At 37.2% G+C, this 22,300-nt stretch carries 19 protein-coding genes and 1 pseudogene; 16 read left to right on the forward strand and 4 right to left on the reverse strand.

Going from position 1 to position 22,300, the window contains the following annotated elements; genetic code table 11:
* Window positions 1-88 precede the first annotated feature (88 nt).
* The 7 genes from FGD67_RS15465 (at window position 89) to FGD67_RS15495 (ending at window position 6,173) form a co-directional block, all read left to right on the forward strand.
* On the forward strand, window positions 89-1,090 hold the full coding sequence (locus FGD67_RS15465) for an aminoglycoside phosphotransferase family protein (protein ID WP_257172002.1): 1,002 nt from the start codon (window positions 89-91) through the stop codon (window positions 1,088-1,090).
* 69 nt (window positions 1,091-1,159) lie between these two features.
* Window positions 1,160-1,873: an N-acetylmuramate alpha-1-phosphate uridylyltransferase MurU gene (murU, locus tag FGD67_RS15470; RefSeq protein ID WP_257172003.1), complete on the forward strand. Its 714-nt coding sequence runs from the start codon at window positions 1,160-1,162 to the stop codon at window positions 1,871-1,873.
* Between the two features lie 35 nt (window positions 1,874-1,908).
* Window positions 1,909-2,718 carry a co-chaperone DjlA gene (gene djlA, locus FGD67_RS15475; RefSeq protein WP_257172004.1) on the forward strand — a complete coding sequence of 270 codons (810 nt, stop codon included), beginning with the start codon at window positions 1,909-1,911 and terminating at the stop codon, window positions 2,716-2,718.
* A gap of 163 nt (window positions 2,719-2,881) precedes the next feature.
* Window positions 2,882-3,172: an ABC-type zinc uptake system zinc chaperone gene (locus FGD67_RS15480; protein WP_257172005.1), complete on the forward strand. Its 291-nt coding sequence runs from the start codon at window positions 2,882-2,884 to the stop codon at window positions 3,170-3,172.
* A gap of 98 nt (window positions 3,173-3,270) precedes the next feature.
* Window positions 3,271-4,491, forward strand: a complete 1,221-nt coding sequence (locus FGD67_RS15485) for a hypothetical protein (RefSeq protein ID WP_257172006.1) — start codon at window positions 3,271-3,273, stop codon at window positions 4,489-4,491.
* Window positions 4,481-5,398: a metal ABC transporter solute-binding protein, Zn/Mn family gene (locus FGD67_RS15490; protein ID WP_373567886.1), complete on the forward strand. Its 918-nt coding sequence runs from the start codon at window positions 4,481-4,483 to the stop codon at window positions 5,396-5,398. Before FGD67_RS15485 ends, FGD67_RS15490 begins: the two co-directional genes overlap by 11 nt.
* 13 nt (window positions 5,399-5,411) lie before the next feature.
* Window positions 5,412-6,173, forward strand: coding sequence for a metal ABC transporter permease (locus FGD67_RS15495; RefSeq protein ID WP_257172008.1), 762 nt, complete (start codon window positions 5,412-5,414; stop codon window positions 6,171-6,173).
* 185 nt (window positions 6,174-6,358) lie between these two features.
* Here FGD67_RS15495 and nhaR read toward each other — a convergent pair whose 3' ends face one another.
* The gene (nhaR, locus tag FGD67_RS15500; protein ID WP_257172009.1) at window positions 6,359-7,267 is read right to left on the reverse strand and encodes a transcriptional activator NhaR; all 909 of its coding nucleotides are present in this window, start codon (window positions 7,265-7,267) and stop codon (window positions 6,359-6,361) included.
* 151 nt (window positions 7,268-7,418) lie between these two features.
* Here nhaR and nhaA point away from each other — a divergent pair, with 151 nt between their 5' ends.
* From nhaA to FGD67_RS15515, 3 genes are all read left to right on the forward strand, one after another.
* Window positions 7,419-8,645 carry a Na+/H+ antiporter NhaA gene (gene nhaA / locus FGD67_RS15505; RefSeq protein ID WP_257172010.1) on the forward strand — a complete coding sequence of 409 codons (1,227 nt, stop codon included), beginning with the start codon at window positions 7,419-7,421 and terminating at the stop codon, window positions 8,643-8,645.
* Window positions 8,617-9,075, forward strand: coding sequence for a Rap1a/Tai family immunity protein (locus FGD67_RS15510; protein ID WP_257172011.1), 459 nt, complete (start codon window positions 8,617-8,619; stop codon window positions 9,073-9,075). The genes nhaA and FGD67_RS15510 overlap by 29 nt, the downstream gene beginning before the upstream one ends.
* A gap of 260 nt (window positions 9,076-9,335) precedes the next feature.
* On the forward strand, window positions 9,336-10,970 hold the full coding sequence (locus FGD67_RS15515; RefSeq protein WP_257172012.1) for a methyl-accepting chemotaxis protein: 1,635 nt from the start codon (window positions 9,336-9,338) through the stop codon (window positions 10,968-10,970).
* 636 nt (window positions 10,971-11,606) lie between these two features.
* Here the strand turns inward: FGD67_RS15515 and FGD67_RS15520 are convergent.
* Window positions 11,607-11,924, reverse strand: coding sequence for a hypothetical protein (locus tag FGD67_RS15520; RefSeq protein WP_257172013.1), 318 nt, complete (start codon window positions 11,922-11,924; stop codon window positions 11,607-11,609).
* Between the two features lie 581 nt (window positions 11,925-12,505).
* Between FGD67_RS15520 and FGD67_RS15525 the strand changes: the two genes are divergently transcribed.
* The 4 genes from FGD67_RS15525 to FGD67_RS15540 all read left to right on the forward strand — a co-directional run bounded on the left by FGD67_RS15525 (window position 12,506) and on the right by FGD67_RS15540 (window position 15,948).
* On the forward strand, window positions 12,506-13,498 hold the full coding sequence (locus FGD67_RS15525) for a hypothetical protein (protein WP_257172014.1): 993 nt from the start codon (window positions 12,506-12,508) through the stop codon (window positions 13,496-13,498).
* A gap of 491 nt (window positions 13,499-13,989) precedes the next feature.
* Window positions 13,990-15,096, forward strand: a complete 1,107-nt coding sequence (locus FGD67_RS15530) for a hypothetical protein (RefSeq protein WP_257172015.1) — start codon at window positions 13,990-13,992, stop codon at window positions 15,094-15,096.
* Window positions 15,097-15,349: 253 nt separating this feature from the next.
* Window positions 15,350-15,754: a hypothetical protein gene (locus FGD67_RS15535; RefSeq protein ID WP_257172016.1), complete on the forward strand. Its 405-nt coding sequence runs from the start codon at window positions 15,350-15,352 to the stop codon at window positions 15,752-15,754.
* A complete protein-coding gene (locus tag FGD67_RS15540; protein ID WP_257172017.1) occupies window positions 15,751-15,948 on the forward strand; it encodes a hypothetical protein in 198 nt (65 codons plus the stop codon). Before FGD67_RS15535 ends, FGD67_RS15540 begins: the two co-directional genes overlap by 4 nt.
* Before the next feature lie 104 nt (window positions 15,949-16,052).
* Here the strand turns inward: FGD67_RS15540 and FGD67_RS15545 are convergent, their stop codons facing one another.
* A complete protein-coding gene (locus FGD67_RS15545; protein WP_257172018.1) occupies window positions 16,053-16,550 on the reverse strand; it encodes a hypothetical protein in 498 nt (165 codons plus the stop codon).
* A gap of 34 nt (window positions 16,551-16,584) precedes the next feature.
* Window positions 16,585-17,661, reverse strand: a complete 1,077-nt coding sequence (locus FGD67_RS15550) for a hypothetical protein (protein WP_257172019.1) — start codon at window positions 17,659-17,661, stop codon at window positions 16,585-16,587.
* A gap of 966 nt (window positions 17,662-18,627) precedes the next feature.
* Between FGD67_RS15550 and FGD67_RS15555 the strand changes: the two genes are divergently transcribed.
* Both FGD67_RS15555 and istA read left to right on the forward strand, forming a co-directional pair.
* Window positions 18,628-19,944 carry an integrase family protein gene (locus tag FGD67_RS15555; protein WP_257172020.1) on the forward strand — a complete coding sequence of 439 codons (1,317 nt, stop codon included), beginning with the start codon at window positions 18,628-18,630 and terminating at the stop codon, window positions 19,942-19,944.
* A 722-nt stretch (window positions 19,945-20,666) separates the two neighbouring features.
* Window positions 20,667-22,233, forward strand: a pseudogene (gene istA, locus FGD67_RS15560) (IS21 family transposase).
* Window positions 22,234-22,300: the final 67 nt, after the last annotated feature.

A 22,300-nucleotide genomic window follows, 5' to 3' on the forward strand; every position in this document is an offset into this window, starting at 1 on the left:
ATGAAGATAGTCAGTTTTTGACGCGGTATAATTCAGTACTTTTCCATTGCTTGATAATTATAATCTGTATTTGTAGAGATATCACTCATTGAACAATATAAGAACTAAAGCGTTGCATCAGTGGCTAGTCAGTCATTTTTCAGCAGAAAATATTAGCTTAATACCACTAACGGGTGACGCGGGTTTTCGACGCTATTTTCGCATTCAATATCAAGGTCAACATTATATTGCTGTTGATGCACCAGTAAATTTATCGAATAACCTTGCTTTTGTTAATGTGCAAAAAGCTTTGCGGCAAGTGGGTATTAAGGTACCAGAAATTATTGCTGTCGATCTTAAGCAAGGTTTTCTTTGTCTAAGTGACTTTGGTGACTGTTTATTGGCAGAAAAGCTTTGTCAGGAAAATATGCATCAATATTACCGTTATGCAATAGCTGAGCTGAACAAAGTGCTTGCCTGTAAAAAAACAATAGTTGCTAGCCTACCTTTATATGATGAAGGTTTCATTTATACTGAACTCGCTATATTTAATGATTGGTTACTGGAAAAACATTTAGGGGTTTATTTGACTGTTGATGAAAAAACACGCTTAAACTCGTGTTTTGAACTGTTAGTTGCTGCCATAACCGAGCAACCGAAAGTTTTTATGCATCGAGATTACCACAGTCGAAATATTATGCTGTTAAATGATAAAACACTGGGTATTATTGATTTTCAAGATGCGGTTCAAGGTCCGATAATTTACGATTTAGTTTCACTACTGAGAGATTGTTACGTGCGTTGGCCTGATGAATTACTGCTGCCTCTCATCGAAGATTATCGACAACAGGTGCTAAATTATCTACCCAATGAAAAAATTTCGCAAGAAAAGTGGCAATATTGGTTTGATTTAACCGGCTTGCAACGCCATATAAAAGCCAGTGGTATTTTTGCTCGTTTACATCATAGAGATAATAAGTCTGGATATTTAGCTGATATTCCACTGACCTTGACCTACATCGCAGATGTTAGCCGTCAGTATGATAAACTTGAGTTTCTTCATGATTTGGTGACGGTTCGTGTTATGCCAGCACTGCAAAAATTAAGCTAATGGCTCAAATTTTCGCTATGTTCGCTAGTCGGTTGTTAGTCAGTCATTAGGCGGAGTGGGGGATTTTTCATGAAAGCAATGATATTGGCAGCTGGGCGTGGTGAGCGTATGCGACCATTAACAGATAACTGCCCTAAGCCTTTACTAAAAGTTAAAGGTGTGGCACTTATTGAACATCATATTAAAAATTTAGTGGCAGCGGGTATAAAAGATATTGTTATCAATCATGCTTGGCTTGGCCAACAATTGGTTGATTATTTGGGCTGTGGTAAACAGCTTTCTGCAAATATTAGCTACAGTGAAGAAACATTAGCATTGGAAACTGCGGGCGGGATCATTAAAGCTTTACCACTGTTAGCTGAACAAGATGATGAGATATTTTTGGTCATTAATGGCGATATTTATTGTGATTTTAATTTTACTCATTTACCAATATTATCATCAAAGTATAGTGCGCATTTAATCTTGGTTACTAATCCTGAACACAATCTTAATGGCGATTTTCAGCTTGAAAGTGGTGTGCTGGTTAATCCTAAAGGTAATAAGCAAAATACTTATACCTTTAGTGGCATTGCGCTTTATCGAAAAAGCTTTTTTAAGCAATTTTTTAAACAACATAGTGCAACTAAATACGACAATGTTATGTCACAAGGGGCAGTACAGCCCTTAGCGCCAATGTTAAGAGCGGCAGCCGACCAGCAACAAGTATCTGCTAGTGTTATGCATTCGGCCTGGACTGATGTTGGTACACCAGAGCGTTTAGCTAAGCTAAATACTATTTAAACAGTTTTACAGTTAATTAATTATCGAGTTTTAACATGCGAATTTGGGGTAAAATTTTAGGTTTCTTATTTGGTTTTATGCTGAGTAAGAATATTATTGGTGCTTTGTTAGGTGCATGGATTGGTCATCGTTTTGATAAAGGTATCGGGCTAGATTTTAGTGGCTTAGGTGGCGCTAAAACTGATACCGAACGCCAAGCCGCGTTTTTTTATAGTACCTTTTCGGTGATGGGTTATATTGCAAAAGCCAATGGTCAGGTTACCCAACATGAAATCGCTTTTGCTACCGCTTATATGGATAAGTTAGGCCTTAGAGGTGAACTTCGCCAACAAGCCCAAGAAGCATTTAGAGATGGAAAAACTACAGGCTTTCCACTTGAGGAGCGATTAGCAAAATTGAAGTCAGCAGTTGCGAATCGTCAAGATCTGTTACTGTTGTTTCTAGAAATTCAAATACAGGTTGCCTTTGCTGATGGAAACCTTGATAAAGATGAACGTGAAGCTTTGCATCAAATTGCTAATGGTTTAGGTTACTCAGCAAAAGAGTTAGATAAATTATTAGAAATGATTATTGCCGGTGCAAATTTTCATCAGCAAGGTCAAACCGGTGGCAGTAATAGTTTCGCGCAATCAGGACAGCAACTTGCCAATGCTTATAAGGTTTTGGGCGTAACAGAGCAAGATTCAGCCAGTGACATTAAAAAAGCTTATCGAAAACTGATGTCACAGCATCACCCGGACAAATTGGTAGCAAAAGGTTTACCGCCTGAAATGATGGAAATGGCTAAGCAAAAAGCGCAAGACATTCAGGCAGCTTATGAATTGATCACAGCGCAAAACAAATAAAAGCGTACTATGTTAAACCTTAAATTAATGACATGATTTAATAGACTTGCGTTAAACGTGCGCTTTTATGTGTTAAATGGCTTTAGCTCACCTTGCAAGGGGAGTTACAAGTCGCGTACACTAATGTCGAATTTGATTCATTCACTCACATTGGACAGCAGAAATGTATATTTCAGTAACTAACAGGCGATTTATCGCAATATGGCTCAGTGCTATATTGCTAATAATGTCTGTGGCTGCTTCTGCGCACAGTGTTGAACATATCGATGAAGGTGCTAAAACGCACTGTACTTTGTGTTTTCACCAGCATCAATTTGATCAAGTACTACCGCAGCAAGACGCCAATCTTGAATTTATTTACCAACAGTATGATGTAATTATTACTGTTCAACCAACATTAATACTCTCTCATAGTGTTACTTATCTTAGTCGCGCCCCGCCAGCTTCTCTTTAAAAAATATTAATTAACAATTTGTAGTTTTATGCATCCAATGGGTTTATTTGGCCTTTGGAATGCCTTTATATATTTAATTTATTTTAGAGATTTTTAACATGAAAAATTTTCAATTTTTTCCTACTCGCTTGTCTGTAAAAGTAAGCGCGGCTTTAGCTATGTCTGCTTTATTTCCTATGCTTTCGCAGGCACAAACACCAACACTGTCAAATCCAAATATCAGTGTTATTTTAGATGGCTATTATCAAAGTGATGATCGCTTAATGACCGAACGAGCTGAAGGCTTTGGTTTGGGGGAAACCGAACTGGCATTGAGTACCAGTATCGATGATATGTTTTATGGCAAGTTAACCACGGTATTTGAATCACATGAAGGTGAGAGCGAAGTCAATGTCGAAGAAGCGTTTATACAAACCATGGCATTACCTAATGGTTTCACTGTTCGTGCCGGTCGATTTTTATCAGATATTGGTTATTTAAATAACCAGCATTTACACACCGATTCATTTACCAGTCGACCGAGTGCTTATCGAGCCTTTTTAGGCGGGCATTACTTTGATGATGGTCTACGTGTTAGCTATATTGCACCAACCGATACCTACTGGTTAATGGGGGCAGAAGTCTTTTCAGGTGACAGCTTACGCGCTGCGGATGAAGATGGAGAACGAGATTTTGATAGCACTGGTGTTTATACTGCCTTTACTAAAATAGGTGGTGATATTGGTATCGAGAGCTCGTGGCAACTAGGCTTGAGTTATTTGCGCAATGAGAATGGTCAGCTTACAGCAGAAGATCATGACGAAGATGAGCATGAAGAAGACGAACATGCTGATAGTCACTCCGCAGGTTATACCGGTAAGAACACCTTTATTACTGATTTTGTTTTCAAATGGGCACCTAATGGTAACTACAAATACCAACATTTAACCTTAAGTGCAGAATATTTTAGAGTCAGTGATTTTATGCTAGCTGAACTTCATGATGAATCTGAAGCAGAAGCACATCAAGATGAAGTAAGTAATACTAAGGATTATCATCAAGCTTGGTATGTTAGCGGTGTTTATCAATTCTCACCAAATTGGTCGGCAGGGTTACGTTATGGTGAATTAGACAGTCAATTGCAACATGAAGAGCATTTTGATCAACAAGAGCTGAAAGAAACTGAGCTAAGTGTAGCTTGGCACAACAGTCATTTTTCGACTGTGCGTTTAGAGCTGAGTCATCAAAGTAATGTCGGTTTTGAGCAAGCTCAGAATGATAATATTATTACTCTTCAATATGTTATGTCTTTAGGAGCTCACAGTGCACATCAATTTTAAGCTAATAGTCAGCAGCGTACTTTTTACGTTTAGTACTCATGCATTTGCGCAATTCAATATCTTTACTTGTGAACCAGAATATGCGGCATTAGCGAAAGAACTTGCACCTGATGCTCGAATATACTCAGCAACAACAGCAATGCAAGATCCTCATCAAGTTCAGGCTCGACCTAGTTTAATTGCTAAAATGCGCCAAGCCGATTTAGTGGTTTGTGCCGGTGCAGAATTAGAGGTTGGCTGGTTACCTATGCTGCAAATGAAAGCCGCTAATGCTCAAGTACGTAATACCGACTTGGGATTGTTTTTTGCTGCCGAGCATGTCGAAACATTAGATCAAATGAGTAATGTTGATCGCAGTATGGGGGATGTGCATAGCCAAGGTAATCCGCATCTTCATTTTTCGCCACAGCGCATGTTAGCTATTGCTAAAGCACTAACTGAAAAGTTAATTCAGCTTGATGGCGATAATAGTAACCATTATCAACAACAATTTGAAAGCTTCAATAGCCGTTGGAATATAGCCAGCTCAAAATGGCAAGAAGCAGCCAATACCTTAGCTGGCATGAAAGTTATTGCTTACCACTCAAGCTTTCGTTATTTATTCGATTTTGCCAGTATTGAGCAAGTAGCAGATTTAGAACCCAAGCCAGGTTTACCACCAACAAGTGGTCACCTTGCTCGTTTATTAAAACAAGCTAAAAATGGTGATGTTACGGCGATTGTTATTGCTTCTTATCAAGATAAACGCGGTGCGACTTGGCTGGCTGAAAAATCTAATCTGCCGGTGATTGTTTTACCACTTTCAGTTGGTGGCAATGAGCAAAGTATTGATTTATTTAGCTTGTATGACAGTGTACTTAGCTTATTAACTCAAGAGTACAATGCGAAAAAATTGTCGATATTGTGATAGGTAACTAACCATGGATTATGAACTCCTCACTATCTTGCTACCGGCATTTGCTGCCGGAATTTTAGTACTGTCAACTCATGTCGTTTTGGGTAAGCAAGTATTAAAGCGGGGCATTATTTTTATCGATTTAGCTATTGCACAAATTGCAGCTTTAGGGGCAATTGTAGTGCGTATGGATCACGATATTGCTGAACTTGCTTATGCTTATGTTTGGATGCCGGCATTATTTGCTTTGGCAGGTGCAGGGATTATTGCTTGGTTAGCTAAACATATGGCTGAAGAGTTAGAAGCCATGATCGGTTGCTTTTATGTATTATCGGCTGTTACCGCGATGTTGTTGTTATCTAATGACCCACACGGGGCTGAACTATTGAAGCAATTGATGTCAGGTCAAATCCTCTGGGTAAGTTGGCAGCAACTGTTGCTACCCGCTGGGGTTTATAGCGCCATTTTGGCGTTGATATTTGTTAAGCCGAAAATACTAAATGGCGCGGCTTTTTATCTCTTGTTTGCGCTGGTGATCACATTATCAGTTGAATTAGTTGGTGTGTATCTTGTTTTTAGTAGTTTAATTTTACCGGCATTGGCTATTCATAAGCTCAAAGGTAAATATGTATTGCTTTGGGCATATGCTGTGGGATTGGTTGGCTATTTATTAGGTTTGTATTTGTCAGCAAGTCTTGATTTACCTAGTGGTGCCGCTATTGTTGCTACACTAGCGTTAAGCGCTATTGTGTTTAGATTAGCCAGTAAAAATCGCGTGGCAAATTAACTTATTCGATAGATCGAAATGTGTAAATACATTGATGACCAGAGATATAGTTAAATAAGCAAAGGAGCAGTTAATGCTCCTTTTTATTTTCTTTTAATGAGATTTTACAAAAAACGATATACGTAATCGCTGTTATCGATATGACTAAAAATACTCGACATTATGAGTACCTGTTCAAGCATCGATTAAATCACTTTTTGTTTGAACAACTTTTTACCTTCTTCTAACAAATGTTGCACGGCTGGGTGTTTCACTTTACGTTCAGGGGTAATTAAATAGTAATGTTCGGTGATATCTTTTGTACTCTTAATTAATTTCACGCCAAACTGTTCAATGATATGTTGCTCAATAATTGTCGGCGCGCAAAATACGCCATAGCCAGCTTGGCCAAAATATGTCGCTAGTACTGAGTCATCAAATTCGCCAATAATTAACGGGGAAATATTGATCTGCTCGAACCAAGAATGCACACTCAAATGTTGATTAGAGCCCTCACCAGCGGTAAAAAAAGGTTTATTATCTAGTGACTGAGGAAAGTTATCTCGTAACTTATCTGCTAAATCCTCATGAGCAAAAAAGCTCAAACCACATTTACCGATCAAATGACTATAAGCTTTTATCGGCGAGCCTACAGGTAAAGGGGTGTCACTTAATACTGCATCTAATTTATTGGTTGCTAATTCTCCTAATAATACTTCTAAATTGGTTTCTTTACAGACGAGTTTAATTGAATCGTCCATAGCGTAAATAGTCTTTAAAAAGTTAAATGAAAATACTTTAGCGATAACATCAGTAACACCAATTGAAAACCTAAAGGCAAAGTTGGTGGAATGATTTTTCAGCGAATGTAGTAATTCATCACCTAGGCTAAAGATCTCTTGGGCATAACTTAACGTGATATGCCCCATATCATTGAGTACCAATCTTTTGCCTTTGCGTTCGAATAAACTGTAGCCTAACTGAGTCTCCAGTAAGCTAAGCTGTGCGCTCAATGTTTGTGGGGTAATGTGCATGTTTTTAGAGGCTTTAGCTATGCTGCCATGAGTAGCAATAGCATGAAAATATTGCAGATGATGATAATTTAGCTTGGCCATTATTACCTCTTAATTTAGGTGGTTTTTAAATTTTTTGATTTTAATATAATTTTTATTATCAACTTTAAGTTGCTAATAAGACAAGTATATACGACTTTTATTGTTTTATTAGTTTGGCTATAACTTCTTCTATACGTTTAAGGAGGTTGCTATGTCAGAAAATAAACTCATCAAACAATGGAAGCAATTTATACAAACTGATGCCAGTTCAGGGATTATTTTGGTATTTGCCGCCGTACTCGCTTTAATCATGGCGAATAGTTTTTTTAGCGGAAGCTATAATGCATTTTTAGAGTTTCCGGTCAGTATTACCTTAGGTCAATTTGAAATTAATAAACCCTTGGTGCTTTGGGTTAACGACGGTTTAATGGCATTATTTTTTTTCGTGGTGGGTTTAGAGATTAAACGCGAACTGCTTCACGGCCAGCTTTCTCAGCCAAATCAGGTAGTATTACCTTTCTTGGCGGCTATAGGTGGGATCGCCTTTCCAGCCTTAATTTATGTTGCTTTTAATTACCAAGATGCCGTTGCAATGAATGGTTGGGCAATTCCTTCTGCAACCGATATTGCTTTTGCGCTTGGTACTTTTATTTTATTTGGCAAACACTTACCACCTAGTTTGAAATTATTTTTATTATCGGTAGCTATTATTGATGATATTGGTGCCGTGATCATTATTGCTATTTTCTACTCTCAAGAATTGGCAACTAACTCTTTGATTGTTGCCTCGATCGGTCTTGTGGTGTTGTTTATTTTTAATCGTTTACAACTAGAAAATAAAACGCCATTTATTCTGGTATCGATCATTGTTTGGGCAGCAGTATTAAAATCAGGTGTTCATGCCACTTTAGCCGGCTTTGCTGTTGCTTGGTTTATCCCTATCGCACGTGATAAAACCCGTTCTATGTCCTACCAAATTGAGCATAGTTTACACCCTTGGATTGTCTTTTTTGTCTTACCGCTATTTGCTTTTGCGAACGCCGGTGTTGGCTTAACTAATGTGACGATAGGGGAGCTGATCACTCCGATTTCTGTGGGTATTATTGGCGGTTTATTTGTTGGCAAGCAGCTTGGTATTTTTATTACTTGCTTTATCGCTGTGAAGTTAAAGCTTTGTCAATTACCTAAAGATGCGACATGGATACAGCTGTATGGTGTGTGTTTACTGTGTGGTGTTGGTTTCACAATGAGTTTATTTATTGGTTCTTTAGCGTTTGAAGAGCAAGGGCTTGCCTATCAAACACAGGTTAAAGTTGGGGTGTTGTTTGGTTCGTTTATTTCAGCAGCATCAGGAGCTTACTTATTGCATAAATCATCAAAAAAATTACTTAACCATAAAGGAAATAATCATGAACAATTTAAAAAATCTAATGCATAAAACTATCCTCGTAGTGCTATTACTTACATCAACACAAGTATTAGCCGATTTTAAATCTGACATTATTGCATCTTGCTCTGCGTACCAGTTAGGGGAAGATAAAAGTGCAATTAACGCATGTAAGTTATATATCGATGGTTTTATTGATTCAGCGCTATTAACAGAAGATGCTGTTATTCAGTCAAAAGCAATGATTGAAAGCCAAGCAAGTGAACAAAGTGCTTATTTAAAAAGAGCTTATCAAACACGAGTTAGTGATCAAGCATTTTTAAATAATCATAAAGATTATCAGTTTTGTATTCCTCGTGAATATGACAGAAAAGTTGTCGTGTCTGCTATCGCAAAATCTATGGATATTAAACAATTGGCTGATAAGTCATTAAAAGAAGTGCTATTTGAAACACTTATTGCTGACTTTCCTTGTTCATAGCAAAACGAGGTTGAAGTTGTATTTTATCTTAATCGTTAGATAAAAAGGCGGTATATTAAATTATGATACTTGAATAAATATGAGAACAATGTCGACAAATGACTAAACACATCATTGTCTAATGCTAGCTTATACCTAGTTTATTTGATGATAATCAAGTTAAGTTAACTTGACTAAAGTCTAGCTTGTATTTAAAAAATCGTCATAGTATAAAATTAGGCTAAACTCATTAATATTAATGAGTATTTTAGGGTTATTTTATGACATTTTTAAGAAATTATACGATCCAAAGACGTTTTTTCATTCTGTTAATATTAGTGTTAGTTGGTTTTGTCATTCTAAGTTGGGTTAGCTTAACACAGGCTCATAAGTCCTTGTTACAACAAAAACATAGTGCGAATCAGCAGGTGGTCGAAGTTGCATTTAGCGTTGTAGAGCATTTTTATCAGCAACAAAACGACGGAGTATTAAGTGAGATAGAAGCACAAAAACAAGCTATCGAGGTGATTAAATCACTAAAGTATGATGAAGAAAATTACTTTTGGATAAATGATTTTAACCCGACTATGCTGATGCATCCGGTTAATCCAGCATTAGAGGGCAAAGATATGGCTGGAATTAAAGACCCTGATGGCACGGCACTGTTTATAGATATGCTTAATATTGTTCAAAAAAATGGCCAAGGCTTTGTGCCATATAAATGGCCTAAGCCTGGCGTTGATAAACCGGTTGATAAAATATCTTTCGTAAAAGGTTTTACACCTTGGCAGTGGATTATTGGCTCTGGTACTTACATTGACGATGTGGATGATATATTTGCAACGCAGAGAAATACCTTAATTGCTTACGCATTGATTTTAATGATGTTGATTACCCTATTAGGCTACTTTATCGGTAAAAGTATTATTATTCCAACACTTGAAGCGTCGAATTTAATGAAAGATATCGCACAAGGAGAAGGGGACTTAACACGATCATTAGATCACAGAGCTCGTGATGAAGTATCACGGTTAGCTCATTATTTTAATCAATTTACCAAGAAAATGCGTGACTCTCTTAAAGAGGTGTCAGATAACTCTGAGCTAGTGTTAAATCATGCACAATCAGTGGCAGACTCTAGTGAAAGTGCGCAAGCATTAACACAAAATCAAAATGATATTACTACCCAAGTTGCCACGGCAATGGAAGAAATGACCTCGCAAATTCGAGATGTTAGTAACAATGCTAAAGCAGCTGAAACAGCGGCAAACGACGCTAGACATAATACATCTCAGGGTAAAGAAATAATTTCAAATACCATTGTTCAAATGAACTCTTTATCATCCAATATTGACAGTGTTTCCCAAGTTGTTGCTAGCCTCGCGGATGAAAGTAACAATATTGGTTCAGTACTTGATGTTATTCGTGGCATTGCCGAGCAAACCAATTTACTGGCGCTAAATGCTGCTATTGAAGCGGCAAGGGCAGGTGAGCAAGGTCGAGGATTTGCTGTTGTTGCTGATGAAGTTAGAACCCTCGCCAACAGAACTGAACAAAGCACCAATGAAATCCAGCATATGATACAAAAACTACAAGCGGGTGCTCAAAAGGCGGTAGATGCGGTAAAAATTAGTCAAGAAATTTCTAACCAAACGGCAGAGCAAACAAGTGAGGCAGACAATTCTTTATCTGAAATAGATAAATTAATGGCGCTAATTTCTGATATGAATACTCAGATAGCTCGTGCGACAGAACAACAAACTCAAGCGGCAGATGAGGTTAATTTACGTATTAACGACTTAGCTAATATGGCTGACGAATCTTTATCAACATCTGATAAACTTACCGGAGCTAGCTTAGAGTTGAAATCAAGTAGTCATAACATGTCAAAAATCGTTAGCAGCTTTAAGATCTAATATAACCACTAGAAAGGTGATGGTATTTTTAAGTTACTTTTTTAATCTGTAATATTGATAAGCGAAGCAGTTCAACCGTTTGGTATTATTAGCTAATTTTTGTGATAACAAGGCGAAAAGTGTGCGATGTTATCTACTTTAATAATTTTCAATGATGTTAGGTTGAAAATTAGTCATAGGCCCCTTGGCTTGCCTTGAAAAAGTGTCAAGCTTTGTTGGCTACAGGACGTAGGTACTTAGCATGAGCAGGACGCGGTAAGCTATGCTTAATATGCATTTGCAGGAACCAAACATTAGCTGAAGCGTTTGACGTCAGAAGTGATACGCACCTACAGGTATTTGGCATCTTAAAGAGCCAGCGTAAAGCACGGAGATGGGTGATAAAATGCGCTATTATAGATGACAATTTCAGTGCTTTTTTGCACCCAAGATAGAGCCCTAATGCTTGGTATTCATTATTTCAGAAGAGGATGTATCAGCGAAGCTTTGTAAATTCAGTAAAATCATTTGCTTTAACTAAAAATACTAATCTAGTGATTGATATCACCGGATTAGTATTTCATGCCTAAACTAATTAAGTTTTGAAGTGTTTAACTGAACGATATTAGGACTTATAGATAATTTCTTGGAATGGTATTAAATGTTAATGTTACAACCTTTTACTTTCATTGCTGGTCCAGCAACTTCTTTAGCTGAATAATATGCGGTCATTGCCGTTGACTTTGCAGCTTTGGCTGCAGAAGCTGCTTCTGAGCTTAAAGATCCAAGTAAGCTTGACATATTGTCACCACTATCAACGTTCGATTTATAATCTTTAAAAACTGTATCAATTTGCTCACAAGATAGTGTATTAAAATCAACCTCAGCAATATTTATAGAATCTTCCCCTGTTGCCATACAACCTGACAAAATCGAAGCAGAAAGTACTACACTTAATAAAGCAATTTTTTTCATATTTAATATCCATTAATCCATTTATGTTAAAGTAACAATCAGTTACCACAGTAATATTTCATTTATTACAACGGTATAATCAAATATAATTGTACAAATGTCAAAACAAATTATTAACATGAACGGGGTTGCATGGTCATATTAAGGGAATGAATTTAGTCATGTTAGGGGCTGTAGATCTTTCATTTTCGCCTTGTTAGCTAATTTTTTAGCTAACAAGGCGAAAAGTGTGTGATGTCGTTAGCTACTTTAATAATTTTCAACGATGTTAGATTGAAAATTAGCCATAGCACCTTGGGTTGCCTTGAAAAATCGTCAATATTTGTTGGCTACAGGACGTAGGTACTTAGCGTGAGCTGGACGCGGTAAGCTGTGCTTAATATGCCTTTAGAGCAAGCGCCTCGATTGCCAAGTTTTTCAAGTGCAACAGAGCTATAAAGTGAAAGCTCAACAGACCTTAATCTACAAATTTTTGATCTTAAAGTATTGGTGGTTGAAATATATGAATAGAATAAACTGTTGATTATTAATAAATATAAAATATGATTGTGTCCAACCTATAACAAATACATTATCTTAATATGAAATTTTTACTAATTACAGCCATGATTTTTATTGCAAGTTTTTCTTATGCTGAAAATTTACAATGGGAGTACCCTACATTAGAAAGTTTACAAAAAGAACTCAGTAATGCCGAAGCTCTACAAAGAGCGCATGACCAAAAAGTTTCTGACTTTAATAACAGCTTAAAAAAACAGAAGATGAGCGCTGAAGAACTAAAAATAAAAAAACGTGAAAGTGGTGAACTAGCAAAGGAGCAACAAAAGCTTTATAAACTGATAGACAATGCTAAAAGAGCTTTGAGAAAATCGGCAGATCTTAAAAGAGAGTATTACATAGAAAGCAATAAACCACCTTTTACTATCAAAAATGGAAATCAAGGTGAAAAAATGAGTTCAATAGCTCCTGCTTTTTTTATGGGAAAGTGGAAAGTAAGCCAGTCTTTATATAGCAATACCCCTGGCAATAACAATGACATATATTTTCAAGATAATGCAAACTCTACCTTTGAATTCTTTATGACGGATGAGAAAGCTATAGCCTCAGTTAAAAATAAATACAAAAATTTCAAATCTAGAGAAGATGATCTTTTCTATTGCACAACTCTCGCACATGAATATATTCAAAAGCAATTGTTTTCAGTATTCAGTAGGGCCGCCAATAAAAAATTACAAGGTGAAATACCCACCGATCTTAAGGAAGGCTCTAAAGAATGGAAAGCGGCGAATGATGAACTTAATTCGATCATTAGTCGAAAGGGAAAAGGGCTGTGGAAGAGGCATCCACATAAAGTTATTTCATTTATTAAAACGGAAAATAATACGACAACATTTAAATCATGCGGGCAGTACCTTTACATTGGTAGAGCACATAAAAATCCTGATTACGACTTTTATTTGGACGCGAGTAATGGCCTTAATGTTGATGTGATAAATAAAAATAAATTTATTATTTATGAAATTTTTGACAAATACTTTGCACCTGGAAGATATGCTGTTTTTGAGCGTTTATAAGTTTAATATACGTATGATGCCTGATTTGATTCATAGCCCCACTTCCTATACTGGGTGCTATGAATGATGAAATAAGTCATTTGTGGGTTCAGTTATTGATAGTGAAAAGCAGAAAAGTTAGCTTATGGCACAATAATTGGCTCCGATGGTGACTTTGCTATTTCTGCAGCTCTGTTTTTACAGGCTCACTGTAATTTTTTATCACAGTCTTAACGTTATAGATTTGCAAAATCGTTTGCCGATCACGAAGGTTAGTATTTTTCATTTTAAAGTTTGAAATGTGTAAACACATTTCAGACAAGACATACCATTTAACCGATAAGTCACTTTAAATAGTGGCTTTTTATCGAAAATATTGGTTAGAGCTGTGCTGGTATATTCTATGTTATTTATTTTGATAATCTTTACGGCTTTTAACCTTAACTTCGTAGCTATAACACGATCAATCTTCAAGATAACTTTACTGCAACAACCAATAGCAGGAAGTTACGATGACAGAGCAAATAAAGATAAAACATGAAGAAGTCAATGTAGGCAATGGAACGGTTACAGAAAGTGAAACTGTGATTCAAGCTACTCGTAGTGTTAAGCCAATTGTCGATAATGCATTGAGCGTTATTCTTAATTTTATTAGCAAGCCTTGGTACAAAATACTACCTGTTTTAACACTATGTAATAAGTTTACGGTGCTTGTTTTAATCGTCTTTTTTGCTTCTGGCTATTTGCCTGCCATTAAATTATTGGGTAACTCACAAACACTTTACCAATTGATTGATGTTTCATTATTTCAGGTGATAGTGCTGACGGTGATAGCGCTTTATTCATTAGGTGTTAAACGAATATTGAGTAAGCTTGCCTCAATAGTTTTAATCTTAGTCGTGCTGTATCAGTTAAATGAAATGCGAGAAATGATGGCAGGTTTTCTCGGAGGCAATAGCGCTCAATTTAGTGATGACGTGATAGGCATGGCCTTACAGTCAATACGTTACGGTTTATATCTTTGGCTAGGTAGTTTCTTGATTTTGGTGTTGTTGTTAATATTGCCAATGTACCAAAGTAATAAAAAATTATGGCCAACTTTGGTTGATATCGTTAACACAAAACCTACTCACACCTTAGATGTAAAAGCTTTCACGGGTAAAGTTAATGCTAATGTGCAATTAGTTGTACAAAAAGCTAATGACTCGATTGAGCAAATAAGTACTGATGGCAATAAAGTGCAATTGGACAACTTACGAAGCTTAAGCAACAAGAAAAAATTGTTGATGGTTACCAGTACCGTGATGATTTTTCTTGTTGTCGCTATTCTTTTCTCAGGTAACTCCGCGCCCTCTGCTCGTGATGTTGAAAAAATTATTGCCGCAGAAATGCAGGATGAAAGTGGCTTTTTGAGTACCGAATTGTCAGCAATTAACCTTAAAGACTGTGAAGAAGTTTCAGGCAGAGAGTTGCCGACTTTTACTTGTACTGTTGAAGGTGTTGTTACGGCTGATTTTGGGGCATTAGGTTCGATGCTTGGAGGTAATGCTAAAAAAAGTGAAGCGTTTAGTATTGAGTATATATTCGTCAATGGCGAAAGCGGGTGGTATGGACAATAGTACTTATGTGAAAAATATCATCATAAAGTCAAAAGTGTCAAATACGGTTGAAATGACTTAAAAATGTGTTGTTAAGTATCGCTGTTCAGGCCTAAGCGCTGTGATGTGTGTTGGCGAAGTGGAAGTTATAGCGAGTAAAGTAAAATTGGTATAAGGTTCGATTTACCCCACTTACTTTCATTTATTTCAGTAAGAAGCGAATAAATTTGAATGACGAAAGTCTTGTCATGATTAATGTAAAAGGGGTAGGCAGTTGTCAGATTATGCTGAGTTTGAAGAAGAGGTGTTAGCACGCTCAAAAAGAATACTATTTAATGGTAATGAATCTTTTGTTGGGCTATCAACCCCTGATGCGCAATTAAACCGTCATTATTTGTATATTATGTTTAATGCCATAATGCATAAAATAATTTCTTATAAGCGAGGGGCTTTTTTATCTTATGAACAATATACAGCGTACTTCGCACAAGATATTCAAGAAGTAGTTGTTACTAACAAACGTCATTTCTACTACTTAGAAGAGCTAGTGCTAATCATGGGCAAAGAACAATATCAGGGTGTCATGCGTGACACGTTAACTCCTTGTGATAAAACCCTAATTGATAAAGATGTTATTTTAATGAAAGCATATCGAGCAAGAAAAGCGTTATTACAGTGACAGACAAATCAGGTTTGAGTGCAAGTTTGGCTGCGTTTACTATCACAGTAACCAACACGAACGATGCACCAACAATCACAGGTACAGCAACCACCACAGCCGCTCAGGGTACAAACTACAGCTCTACACCCGCAGCAACAAAGATTGATGTTTTTTCAAAGCAACCCAAGGGGGTATGGCTAATTTCAACCTAACATCGTTTAAAATTGTTAAATTAGATAACTATATCGCACACTCTTCGCTTTATTACCTCAAAAATTAGCTAATAGCTGAGACTAAAATAAAACATCAACAGCCCCTAACTCTTTAATTGAGATAGGGCATCTAGAATTGCATCAAGGCTACTTTTTGATTCTTGAGCTTCGTCAAATAAGGCTTGGACATCTCCACTATCAAATGCGGCTTTAGCTTCATCTAAATTGTCTAACATGTCCTCCGCGGCTTTTTTGACTGCGGATAATGAGGCCGCCACAGCAGCCATATCTTTTGCCAATGCAGGAAAAAACAAAGACGACTGGGCTTTTTTCGCTTTGATTTTTCCTAATTCAAATTCTTTCTTTAATGAAGCTAATTGCTTAGCAGCATTAGCATAAGCAGAAAAAACATCCCCTTTATTTTCGCTTTTAAGGTTTCCATAAATGGTAATAAACTCATCTCTTTTAGGCTGTTGTACCAAATCAATTACATCTAAAAAACCATTTTCCGCAATATCATCATCTTGAAAATCATCGGTATTTAATGCTTTAGCGTAATCATTTAAATATCGTAATGCAGTTAGTTCATGTTTGTTTGCCATGATAAAAGTACCTTCAATTTATTAAACGCAAATGCTATTCGTTATCAGCGCTATCTGACAGGCTTTTCAGCCTATCTCTGACTATTTTTATGTTTTCCAATGTCCAGTTGCCACAATGAGAGTATAATGAACGTAAACCACCACATGATGCCATTTCATTAGCTACTGTATTGTGTATACTCGCCCATACAGTTGCAGCCTCTCCTATCATTTTTGCCTGTTGCTTATTCTTTGTTTCCCACGCTTTCAATACTCTAATTTCTTCTAGATATTTATGGTAAATCGGGACACCAAATTGGTCTATTATTAGATTGCTAGCAATAACAGTTTTTGTTGCCTTTTTTTGAGCATCATCTTTGTTATCCCACTCAATATTAAACACCCTAAATGGCTCTTCCACTTCTTTATAAAGTCGATTTTCTACTCTTTGATAAAAACACATGCGTTCATTACCGTACCGACCTTGTATGGCAGCCTTAGACATATCAAACATTTTATCAATTACGCTAATTTGGACGCTTGTTTGATTTTTTAAAGCGGTTGCTAACGTATCAACATTTGACTGCATTGCAGTCATCGTTTCAGCTAAAGAATCTTGCGCTTTAATATTTGTCCATTTTTCGGATATAAGCTTGAAGACTTTACCTGTAGTATCAATTCCAGGGATAGCCGCACCTAGGAGAGAACCAATACTTTTAATGGATTTTACTATGCCCTCAGCTGCTTCTTCACCTGTACCAGATGAAGCAGCCAGTTCATTCACGGCTTGAGCATATAAAACCATTGCATTTAGGCCTAACTCTACATCTGCAGATGCTGTTGCATAAAGTTTCTGATTTCTTGTCCAGTCTTGTTGAGCTGTTTGCCAATTCACATGTACTGCGGGATTAAATGTGGTCGTTGCGCATGTAGAGTCCCAACCTTCATTTTGGGCTAATTTTGAAATACTAACTAGCTGACTTAAATTACTTTTAATATCAGATTGAGATTTCACCATACTATCGCGGATATCTTCTGAAGTTTTGGACCAATTTGACAAATCAGGCGTTGCTGTACAGCCAAACATAAATATTGTCATTATTAATGACAGGATGTATTTGTTTTTCATCATTAATCTCATTATCACGAAATATTAAATTGGCAAAAGCGCCACTAGGCAGGATGAAAGATTTAGAAGGGTTGCACATTCAATGCTTCGTCAGTTATATCATCCGTGTAATTCTCAAAATAGTAGACAAAGCAGAAATATGCAAATAATGTAGTGGTTACCTATTTTGTTTTAACCCTGCCTCTTTGCTGCAGAATCCGGGGGCAGACTTTAGCGAGGGGCATTCTAAATTTGAACTTACTCAGTCTGAAGAATGGCTGCGTGTAATGATATTTACTATTCAAGGAAAAAAATATCAGTACCACTACAAACAGACAGTAGAAGTGTCAGCAATAAAGTTTATTTAATTTGCCCTTGTTGCGTGAAGCAAAGGCAACACTTATACATGCTCAAAAAACTATATGCTTGCCGTGAGTGTACAAACCTTAGCTATGCAAGCCAAAGCGAGGGAAAGCAAGATAGGTTAGCTAGGAGAATTAGAAAACTACGCACAAACCTATGGGGCAGTTCTGCTGAAATTAATAACCTAGTAGAATCAACTATGTATTTTCAAAAGCCGAAATATATGAAATGGAAAAGCTTTGAAGTTAAACGAGATAAGATTTTAAGTATTGAACGACAATACTGGTCACTATGCGAAATTAGATTAGAAAAAATGTGGCCAAATTAAAAAAATGCTAAATAGCGATCCGTGAGTGATCCGCAGCTTAAATAAATAATAACTGTTAAGAGTTACTAATGGGGAAGGTCTTTGTAAATGGTGGCCCCTCCCTGACTTGAACAGGGGACCTGCCGATTATGAGGCCTATTTGTAACACTTACTTATATTTACTTATTTATCCGTTGAATTACTTGATTCTATAAGTTATTCAACGGGTTATTGATTGTGTTGAACCTCTCGTGCATAAATCATTATGTATATCAGCGCACTAATTTTTGAGCTGAAAGTAGCACAGAGGTAGCACCATTATGAAAGATACTCACTTCAGATTTACAGAAAAAGCTATAGTTAAATTACGAATTCCAAAAAAGCGCACTCGATTTTATGATGTTCAAATGCCTGGACTAGTGTTGGACATTACACTTTCAGGGCAAAAAGCATTTAGGGTGTATAAAAAGCTATCAGGCAAAACAACACCATTATCAATAACTCTAGGAAACTTTCCTTCGCTATCTATCGAGCAAGCTAGAAAGCTTGCTCGAAAGGCGATGGCAGATATTGCCGATGGTATTAATCCTAATGATAGTAAAAGGCAATTCAGAGCTGCGGGAGTTACACTAAAAGAGGTTTATGAAACTTATAAATTAAATAGAGAATTGAGGGATACTACTCTTCGAGGATATGAGCAAGTTATGCGTTGTTATTTTAAAGCTTGGCTTAATAAACGCATGGCAGACCTTACAGAAGATGCAATTTACAAGCTGCATGCACACCTCACTAAAAGCAGTCCAGCACAAGCTGATTTTGCTATGCGTACGCTTAGAGCACTATTTAATTTTGCTAAATCGGAGTATAAGTCATCGGATCGTTATACCTTATTTCCACATAACCCAGTCACAATACTTTCAGATAAGCGAGCTTGGAATAATGTTGCTAGAAAGCAAACAAGGCTGAGGCCATCTCAATTAAAACCATTCATTGAAGCTATCGAACAAATTAGAACAGAAGCAATGACATACAGAGAAAACTTTACAGTTACTGTTTGTGATTTTGTTGAGTTCATGGCGTTTACAGGCTTAAGAAAGACAGAGCTACTAGAACTTGAATGGGATGCCGTTTATGTAGAAGATAACTTGTTTTGGTTAGAACGTACGAAGAATGGCTCAGGTCTAGAGTTGCCGTTAACTCCAAAATTAACCGAAATACTAGAAAGGCGATCTCAGTACAAAATATCAAAGTTTGTATTTGGCGCTAACAATAAAAAGGGCAGAGTGATCGAGCCAAAGAAAATTATTCACCGTATTAATGATGTAGCGGAGTTGTCATTTACTTTACATGATCTTCGCCGTACCTATTGTTCCATCGCTGAAAGCATTGGGATAGGCACATACACTATGAAGCGTCTGTTAAATCATAAAACAGCTCGTAATGATGTCACCGCTGGGTATACAGTTTTGACCGCTGAGGAGCTACGAGAACCAGCTATTCGTATATCGTACAAAATTGAAGAATATGCGGGTTTAAAAAAAATATCCTTAGTTCCTAAGGTTGAGTCCATAAAGGATTTAATCGTAAATATGAGTAAGCAGGATAAAATGGAATTAATTTCACAGCTAGTCACTTAGTTTAAAAAGTACATGCTTAATCTGTTTATCTCAGTTAGCGATTTATTTTGAGGGGCGTTTAGACAGCGTGCTCGATATTTAAGAATTTAATCGGACACAGAATTTTGAACGCCCCCTGTAGAAGTTCATATTTTATCTAACATTTTTCAATTTTGGATTTGACCGAATCGTACAGTTTATTAGGTCAGCAAAGATACGAAACCGGACATTAGTCTTGGCTTACCTAGCGACATTTGAGCCGATACAAATCATCCTTGCATTAGATAAGAGAATTGTTTTAAGTTTCATCAGAAATCTATAAAGTCAAAAATTTTAATTTGATTAAAAACACCAAAAGCGGACGTTCGATTAATATGATTTTAGGTATTAAATTTTTATATTTCTATCTCGCTGTGGGGCACATTGCGCCACAGGATTTAGTCCACACTTTGTACGCAAAGATGAAGTAAGAGTTTAAAATTTCGAGTGTTTGTCGAAATCAATTGAGTGCCAGTTAGTTGACCTTGCATATTCTCATGCATCGCGATCACCTAATACCATCTAAGCCGATCACTTAATACTATCCATCGCGATCACTCAATACCATCGATGCAGATCACTTTTTGGTCAAAATGGTATTGAGTGATCGGCTTGAATGGTATCGTTCAATTTATACTCATTTTTGTCTATCCAGTAGGTGTTTTTAACCGTTATTCTTTTCATTTTTGATGATGAGAATAACCATGCCAACGGCACCTATTTCAATGCGTAAACTTAAAGAGATTTTAAGACTAAAATACGACTGTAAACTCAGTCATCGAAAGATAGCAAACAGCTTATCTATTTCACCTTCAATTGTTTCTAAATATGCCTGTAAATCAGCAGAGTTAGGTATCACTTGCTGGCCGCTTGATGAAAAATGGGATGATCATTCTCTGCAACGAGCATTCTTCAAAACAAAGCCCCGACTAAAAGGCTTTAGTATTCCTGACTGGTTGTTAGTTCAGCAGGAGCTGCGACCCAAAACCATGACGCTATTGCTGCTTTGGCAAGAATACAAAGAGCGACACGAGGAAGGATTTTACAGTTACACCCACTTCTGCCGACAGTACAAGGCATGGCTTAAATGTCAAAAAACCGTCCATGCGACAAAACCATAAAGCAGGTGAAAAACTGTTTGTTGATTACTGCGGCCCAACTATGAATATTGTTGATGCTAGTACAGGTGAATACCGTACAGCTCAAGTGTTTGTCGCAGTTATGGGCGCATCTAATTATACGTATGCGGAGGCAACGTATAGCCAAAAGCTAGAAGATTGGGTGATGAGTCATGCTCGTTGTTTTGAGTTTCTTGGTGGTGTGCCAGAGCTGGTAATCCCTGACAACTTAAAAAGTGCGGTAACTAAACCTTGTCGATATGAGCCTGATTTAAATCCAACCTACCAACAATTGGCGACACACTACAATACGGTCATTGTGCCTGCTAGACCTTATAAGCCCAAGGATAAAGCCAAAGCAGAAGTGGGTGTGCAAATTGTCGAACGCTGGATAATGGCACGGCTTCGCAATGAAAGCTTCTTTAGCTTGCGCCAATTAAACCTAAAGATACAAAAACTGCTTGTCGACTTAAACCAGCGGAAAATGAAGAAGCACCCTGGTTCAAGGCTCAGTCAGTTTGAATCCATTGATAAACCTGCTCTCAAACCACTACCCACACAGGCTTACAGTTACACCTTAGTCAAACAAGTAAGCGTGCATATTGATTATCATGTCGAAGTTGAAAAACACTACTACTCAGTACCTCATACCTTGATCAAACAAAAGCTTGAAGCCCATGCCACAGGTCAACTGGTGACACTTTACCATCAGGGTGTTCAAGTAGCCGTTCACCCAAGATCACACCGAGAAGGTGCACACACCACGCTTGATCTACATATGCCAATAGCTCATCAAAAGCAGCAGCAATGGTCACCACAACGGTTCGAACGTTGGGCAGCTAAGTTCGGTGGTTCAACGGAGCAGTTTGTTATGCAATTGATGCAAGCTAAAAAGCATCCAGAGCAAAGCTACCGTGCTTGTATGGGGTTATTAAGCCTAGGTAAGAAGTTTACTGACCAACGTCTTGAAGCAGCCTGTCATCGCGCATTAGCCACAGGTGTTACTCGCGTAAAACAAGTAAAAAACATTTTAGAAAAGGGCTTGGATAAGCAACCCTTGCCACAAGCTCAAGGTGATTTACTACAAGATATTGATCATAAAAAGGGGTTTTGTGCCCATCCCCTCGAAATGAACCTTAAGGTTATTTATTGACCATTCATAAGTTATGATGGTGTAAAATAACTATAAAGGTCAAATATCATCACTAGCCCAACCACTA

This window comes from Colwellia sp. M166, from assembly GCF_024585285.1.
Taxonomy (GTDB): domain Bacteria; phylum Pseudomonadota; class Gammaproteobacteria; order Enterobacterales; family Alteromonadaceae; genus Cognaticolwellia.

What these genes read in the sequence shown, in the direction of transcription:
- murU (WP_257172003.1), top strand. Translation starts at nt 1,160, where the DNA reads ATGAAAGCAATGATATTGGCAGCTGGGCGTGGTGAGCGTATGCGACCA.
- djlA (WP_257172004.1), top strand. Translation starts at nt 1,909, where the DNA reads ATGCGAATTTGGGGTAAAATTTTAGGTTTCTTATTTGGTTTTATGCTG.
- FGD67_RS15480 (WP_257172005.1), top strand. Translation starts at nt 2,882, where the DNA reads ATGTATATTTCAGTAACTAACAGGCGATTTATCGCAATATGGCTCAGT.
- FGD67_RS15485 (WP_257172006.1), top strand. Translation starts at nt 3,271, where the DNA reads ATGAAAAATTTTCAATTTTTTCCTACTCGCTTGTCTGTAAAAGTAAGC.
- FGD67_RS15495 (WP_257172008.1), top strand. Translation starts at nt 5,412, where the DNA reads ATGGATTATGAACTCCTCACTATCTTGCTACCGGCATTTGCTGCCGGA.
- nhaR (WP_257172009.1), bottom strand. Translation starts at nt 7,267, where the DNA reads ATGGCCAAGCTAAATTATCATCATCTGCAATATTTTCATGCTATTGCT.
- nhaA (WP_257172010.1), top strand. Translation starts at nt 7,419, where the DNA reads ATGTCAGAAAATAAACTCATCAAACAATGGAAGCAATTTATACAAACT.
- FGD67_RS15510 (WP_257172011.1), top strand. Translation starts at nt 8,617, where the DNA reads ATGAACAATTTAAAAAATCTAATGCATAAAACTATCCTCGTAGTGCTA.
- FGD67_RS15515 (WP_257172012.1), top strand. Translation starts at nt 9,336, where the DNA reads ATGACATTTTTAAGAAATTATACGATCCAAAGACGTTTTTTCATTCTG.
- FGD67_RS15520 (WP_257172013.1), bottom strand. Translation starts at nt 11,924, where the DNA reads ATGAAAAAAATTGCTTTATTAAGTGTAGTACTTTCTGCTTCGATTTTG.
- FGD67_RS15525 (WP_257172014.1), top strand. Translation starts at nt 12,506, where the DNA reads ATGAAATTTTTACTAATTACAGCCATGATTTTTATTGCAAGTTTTTCT.
- FGD67_RS15530 (WP_257172015.1), top strand. Translation starts at nt 13,990, where the DNA reads ATGACAGAGCAAATAAAGATAAAACATGAAGAAGTCAATGTAGGCAAT.
- FGD67_RS15545 (WP_257172018.1), bottom strand. Translation starts at nt 16,550, where the DNA reads ATGGCAAACAAACATGAACTAACTGCATTACGATATTTAAATGATTAC.
- FGD67_RS15550 (WP_257172019.1), bottom strand. Translation starts at nt 17,661, where the DNA reads ATGATGAAAAACAAATACATCCTGTCATTAATAATGACAATATTTATG.
- FGD67_RS15555 (WP_257172020.1), top strand. Translation starts at nt 18,628, where the DNA reads ATGAAAGATACTCACTTCAGATTTACAGAAAAAGCTATAGTTAAATTA.